This is a genomic window from Tahibacter caeni (genome assembly GCF_024609805.1).
Taxonomy (GTDB): Bacteria; Pseudomonadota; Gammaproteobacteria; order Xanthomonadales; family Rhodanobacteraceae; genus Tahibacter; species Tahibacter caeni.
On sequence record NZ_JANFVR010000315.1, the window covers coordinates 1 to 5,588 of the forward strand.

The 5,588-nt window shown below is 70.7% G+C and carries 4 protein-coding genes; 2 read left to right on the forward strand and 2 right to left on the reverse strand.

Annotated features, from left to right (window positions below; all coding sequences use genetic code 11):
* Window positions 1-266: hypothetical protein (locus NON22_RS19620; protein ID WP_257388668.1), on the reverse strand; the 266-nt coding region annotated here is incomplete at its 3' end.
* On the opposite strand from NON22_RS19620, the gene NON22_RS19625 reads away from it, so the two are divergent.
* Entirely contained in the window at window positions 247-1,083 is an 837-nt protein-coding gene (locus NON22_RS19625; RefSeq protein ID WP_257388669.1) for an oxidoreductase, read from the forward strand. The genes NON22_RS19620 and NON22_RS19625 overlap by 20 nt on opposite strands.
* A gap of 69 nt (window positions 1,084-1,152) precedes the next feature.
* The gene (locus NON22_RS19630) at window positions 1,153-1,791 is read left to right on the forward strand and encodes a DUF2238 domain-containing protein (RefSeq protein WP_257388670.1); all 639 of its coding nucleotides are present in this window, start codon (window positions 1,153-1,155) and stop codon (window positions 1,789-1,791) included.
* Window positions 1,792-1,982: 191 nt separating this feature from the next.
* On the opposite strand, the gene NON22_RS19635 is transcribed toward NON22_RS19630, so the two are convergent.
* On the reverse strand, window positions 1,983-5,306 hold the full coding sequence (locus tag NON22_RS19635; RefSeq protein ID WP_257388671.1) for a fibronectin type III domain-containing protein: 3,324 nt from the start codon (window positions 5,304-5,306) through the stop codon (window positions 1,983-1,985).
* Between the last annotated feature and the right edge of the window lie 282 nt (window positions 5,307-5,588).

The following is a 5,588-nucleotide window of genomic DNA, read 5'->3' on the forward strand; positions in this document are numbered from 1 at the left end:
GTTCGAGTGCGCGCAGGCGATCCGCGGCGGCCCTGGCGCGCGCCGCCGCCGGCGGCGGGCTGCGGTCCGCCCGGCATCGCGCCGACGCGGCCGCATTCGGGCAATGCCACACGCCTTTGCGCCGGCCTCATTCCGGCGGCCCCGGCCCTCCCCGCGAGAATCGGGCAATTCCCGCGCAACTTTCGTCTACTGCCTTTTTCGACGCGACAGGCATCGTGCTCGCACTTTCCGACCACGAGGTTCGTCATGTCCAGGATCTGGTTCATCACCGGCAGCAGCCGCGGCATCGGTTACGAGGCGGCGCGCGCCGCGCTGGCGGCCGGCGATCGCGTCGCCGCGACCGGGCGCGACCTGTCGGCCCTGCAGCAGCGCTTCGCCGGCACGGGCACCGACCGGCTGTTGCCGCTGGCGCTCGACGTCGCCGATTCCGCGGCCGTGCAGGCCGCGGTCGATGCGACGCTGGCGCATTTCGGCCGCATCGACGTGCTGCTCAACAATGCCGGCTACGGCCAGCTCGGGCTGTTCGAGGAGATCGGCGCCGAAGCCACGCAGCGGCAGTTCGCCACGAACGTGTTCGGGCTCTTCGACGTCACGCGCGCCGTGCTGCCGGCGATGCGCCGCCAGCGCAGCGGGCGCATTCTCAACATCACCTCGGTCGGCGGCATCATCGGCGTCGCCGGCGGCGGCATCTACTGCGCCGGCAAGTTCGCCGTCGAAGGCTTTTCCGAGGCGCTCGCGGCCGAGGTCGAGCCGTTCGGCATCCGCGTGACCATCGTCGGTCCGGGGTATTTCCGCACCGATTTCCTCGATGCGAGCTCCATCCGCCATGGCGAGCACGCCATTGCCGACTACGCCGAGGCCTCGCGACAGCTGCGCAACTTCTTCGACGGCCGCAACCGCCAGCAGGCCGGCGATCCGGCGAAGCTCGGCCGGGTGCTCGTGGAACTGGCGCACCACCCGGCAGCGCCGCTGCGCTTCTCGGCCGGTTCCGATGCGGTCGAGGTCGTGCGCGGCAAGATCGCGCGGCTGGCCTGGGAAACCGATGCGTTCGAGGCGCTGTCGCGCAGTACCGACTTCGCGTAGTCCGCGGACCATCCTGACCAGCGCCGCCGGCGGCGTGTATGGTACGAACCTCGCCACCCGGGGATCTCCATGCGCGCCGCCAGCGTCGAACGCATCGCCACCAGCGTCAGTCCGCGCGAAGGGGCCTGCCTGCTCGCCGTCGTCCTGGCCGTGCTGGTCTGGTCCGGCTGGGCGCCGCACGACCGCCTGACCTGGTTCATGGAAATCGCCTGGGTGTTCGCGGCGATTCCGCTGCTGCTCGCGACGCGCGCGCGCTTTCCGCTGACGCGGCTGCTGTACTGGCTCATCGCCGTGCACTGCCTGATCCTGATCTACGGCGGCAAGTACACCTATGCGCTGACGCCGCTCGGCGACCTCTGGCGCGAGTGGTTCGGTCTCGCTCGCAACAACTACGACCGCCTCGGCCATTTCGCGCAGGGCTTCATCCCCGCGATCCTCGCGCGCGAGCTGCTGCTGCGCTGCACGCCGCTCGTGCGCGGCGGCTGGCTGTTCTATCTGGTCTGCGCGGTCTGCCTGAGCTTCAGCGCGTTCTTCGAATTCATCGAATGGTGGGCCGCGCTGATCATGGGCGGCTCCGCCGACGCCTACCTCGCGACTCAGGGCGATGTCTGGGACACCCAGTGGGACATGTTCTGCGCGCTCGCCGGCGCGATCGCGGCGCAGCTGCTGTTCGCGCGCGTGCACGACCGCCAGCTCGGGCTGACCTGAGGCGCGACGCGCTTGCTCTCGCGAACGGATCGCTGCCGGAGCCCGGATCGCCGTTGAAATCGCGACTGAATATTCAAAGGCCGCTTGAAGCGGCCACGCAGCCGCAACGAAAGAGGCCGCCCGAAGGCGGCCTCTGATCGAACGTCGCAGCGCAGGAATGCCGCGTCGCTGCGTCGAGAGCGGCTCCCGGCTCAGCTCTCGAAGCCGTCGGCGAACAGGCGGTCGGTCGGGCCGCTGCGGCAGCTCTGCACCTTGACGTCGTCGACGTACCAGCCGTGCGGGGTCAGGCCCTGCGAGGTGTCGGTGGAGACGCGGAAGCGGAAGCGCACGGTCTGGCCCGCGTAGCCGTTCAGATCGACGATCGAGTTCTTGTACGGCCGCGTGCCGCACCAGGCCTGCAGGCCGGCGGCGGCGCCGGAGTTGACCGCGCCGGTGTACGGATCGGTCAGCAGCTGCGCGCCGCCTACCTGCGTCCAGGTGCTGCCGCCGTTGGTCGAGATTTCGAGCAGGCCGCCGTCGTAGCAGCCGCCGGCCGAACGCGGTTCGAGGTTCAGATCGCTCTGGAAGCTCAGGCTCAGCGGGTTTTCGCCGACCGGCAAGGTGATCACCGGCGACACCAGGCGCTGGTCCGACGACGTGGCGATGTCGGTCGCGAGCCAGGCCTTGGTCGGCGAGGCCGGACGCGCCGTGCTGACGGCCCAGGTCTGGCTGCCGCTGCCGGCGGTCGCGGTCCAAGCGCTGACGTCGCCTTCGACGTCGTCGCTGAACACCACATTGGTGGTCTGGTTCTCGTCGCAGCTGCCCGGCGCCTGCGCCGTGCGGAACGTGAACACCGGCGAGTTCGCACCGGCGCCGCAGATGTTCGTCGCGCGCACGCGCCAGTAGTACGTGGTCAGCGACTGCAGGCCGGTCACGTTCCAGTTCGTCGCGCTCTGGCCCGGCTGGCTCGCGACGATGTTCGCGAACGCCGCGTCGGTCGCGACCTCGATCGTGTAGGCGGTGGAATCGCTGACCGCCGACCAGCTCAGGTTGACCGGATTCAGCGAGTTGACGCCGGTCGCGCCGTCCGAGGGCGCGAGCAGGGCAGGACCGGCCGGCGCGCCGACCGAGATCGTCAGCTGCGCGCTCGCGTCATGGCCCGGGCTGCCGCTCGCGGCGCCGCTGATCGTCACGGTGCTCGTGCCGCTCGCGGCCGCGCCGGCAGTGCTCACGTTCATCGCGACCGCCGCGCCCGGAACGACCGGGTTCGGCAGGAACGTGACGCTCGTGCCGGCCGGATTGCCGCTCGCGCTCAGCGTGATCGGGTTCGCGAAGCCGAGGTCGCTGAGGGTCGCGATGTCGAACGTGGCCTGGGCCGGCGCGCAGACCGCCTGCGGCGAGTTCGTCACGCTGAGGCGGAAGTCGGGCGCGTCGCCCGAGCAGGCCGGGCGCGCGCCGCAGGCGATGCCGTGCGCGTTGAACGCGTCCCAGATGCGGCAGGCGTTCGGCGTGCCGTTCGCGAGGTTGCCGTCGTCGTCGTCGGCCGGCAGGAACACCGTGTACCAGTTCGTCGCGGCGCAGCCGTTGACGGTCGCGTTGACGTTGCACTTGCCGCCGGAGGCGACCTGGTAGGCGCTCTTGGACGGCGTCAGGCTCGCGTACCAGATGCGGTCCATCTTGCTCCAGCCGCTCGCGCCGTGGCGCTGGATCAGCGCCTGGGTCAGGTCCCAGTTCGCGCCGCTGGCGATGTAGGACTCGCAGTGGCCTTCGTAGCCCATCGGGCCCTGGTACGGAATGATGCCCTGGGACAGGTACGGACAGGCGTAGCGGTCGCAGTTGATGCCGGCGTCGTTGGCCAGGTTGGCCGGCGTGGCGATCTTCGCCGGCGGCGCCGACACGCCGAAGTCGCCGACGTCGCGCACGCCGGTGCAGGCGTCGCAGTTTGCGCAGTTGGTGCCCGGCACGAAGTTCTGGCCGATGCAGGAATCGCGCGTCTCGAGGAACGCGAAGGTGTCGCCGACCGCTTCGCCCGAGCCGTTCTCGCTGGCCGCGCCGCCGGAGTTGGTGTCCATGCCATGACCCCACTCGTGCAGGAACACGGCGGCGATCTCGCCGGTGTTGGAGCAGATCATGGCCGGGTTGTTCGCGTTCGGACCGGACTTGTAGAAGTTCAGGGTGCTGCCGTTCCAGGCCGCGTTGCAGGTGTTGTTGACGTTCATGTTCGCCGTCACCTTGCCCTGCAGCCAGGTGTTGGACGGAAAGAACGTACGCGCCTTCTCGTTGATCCGCGTCAGGTGGTAGAAACCCGAGCGCGACGCATGCGTGTTGCCGGCGCCGCCTATGCCCGGCGTCGTGCAGTCGGTGCCGCCGCTCGTGCCGAGCGCGAGGTTGCCGTCGGTGGAATTGCTCAGGCTCGCCGAGCCGCAGGTGTCGACCATGCGGAAATACTTGCCGTCGAGCGTGACCGTCGCCGTGCCGCCGGAGTAGTCGTAGATGCCGAGTGCGTCGGTGACCTTGGCGGTGCCGTTCGTGACGGCGGCGAACGGGAAGTCGACGACGACTTCGGTGTCGCTGTTGGTGGTCGGATAGATGCCGCCGCTGACGCGCGCGGCCACGTTGACCGTGAGGTTGCGCAACTCGCGCACGCGGTTGGTCCGCGCGTCGACGAGCACTTCCCAGGTCGCGTCGTCGTCCTCGATGTCGAACACGTAGCGCCAGGCCAGCACGTGCCGGTAGCCGGTGCCGCGTGCGCCTAGGAAACGCTCGCCGGCGTCGTCGCCGGCCGGCAGCGCCGGATAGATGCGCAGCTGGCCCGGTTCGATCATCTCGCGGATGCGCGTGTCGGCCGGGAAGCCGAGTTCGGCCCAGGCCAGCGCGAAGGCCTGCTCGCGCGGCAGCGCGGGCCTGGTCGAAATCGTTACCGGCGCGACGCGCTCGGCGCCGAACTGCACGATGTTGCCCTGGGCCACGCGCACGTAGACGAACGCGCCGTCGACGCGCACGCCATTGCGGAACTGGCCGAATTCGAGGAACCAGACCGGCCGGTCGCCGCCGGCCTGCACGCTGCGTTCGCCGTCGAGCTGCAGTTCCAGGCCGTCCGTGCGCAGCAGGTCGGGCACGCCCGCGATGAACTCGCGCGCCTTCGCAGCGACGAGGCCCAGGGTCATGTCGGCTTCGCCGGCCAGGCCGAACTGCTGCGGCTTGAGCGTGTTGCCGCGGCCGGGGATCAGCGCGATGCCGCTGCCCTGGACCACGTTGGGCCGGTCGCTGCGGTCGTCCCAGCGGATGTCCCAGCTGCCGCCGTAGCGCTGCTGGAACGCGGCGGTGCGCGACTGCAGCATCAGGTCGTGCTGGGCCTCGAGGCTCAGCGCGGGCAGGGCCTGCAGCGACGCGTCGACGAACGGGCGCGCCGGCAGGCGCGCGGTCGCGGCCTTGTGGCCGCCGTCGGCGACGGGTTGCACAGCCTGCGCGGCCGGCAGCGCGAGCAGAAAGGTCAGCAGCCCGGTCAGGGCGGCGGTTCGGGCGGGATGGAGCATCGAGTCGGTTCCTCGCGTACGGTCATGGGTGTCGAACGACGGCGCCGCCTCCCTCGGGCGGGCGCGCTTCCTTGTCCGGCAATGGCCGCCGCCGGCGATCCGCCGGTGCCGGCCGCGAGCTGCCGCAGCGAAGCCGCGCGCCCGGACCGGCACGGCGGCATTCCCTGCGATCGACGATCCCCTCGTCGCCGGCGCGCTGCGCCGGCCCCCGCGGCCGCCTTCGTCCCCAACCGCTGCGCGACGACCGCCGCCGAGTATGCACTGCCGCGGTCGCGGCGGGAT

Excerpts from the sequence above, each read along its gene's own strand:
- NON22_RS19635 (WP_257388671.1), bottom strand. The coding sequence starts at position 5,306 with ATGCTCCATCCCGCCCGAACCGCCGCCCTGACCGGGCTGCTGACCTTT.
- NON22_RS19630 (WP_257388670.1), top strand. The coding sequence starts at position 1,153 with ATGCGCGCCGCCAGCGTCGAACGCATCGCCACCAGCGTCAGTCCGCGC.
- NON22_RS19625 (WP_257388669.1), top strand. The coding sequence starts at position 247 with ATGTCCAGGATCTGGTTCATCACCGGCAGCAGCCGCGGCATCGGTTAC.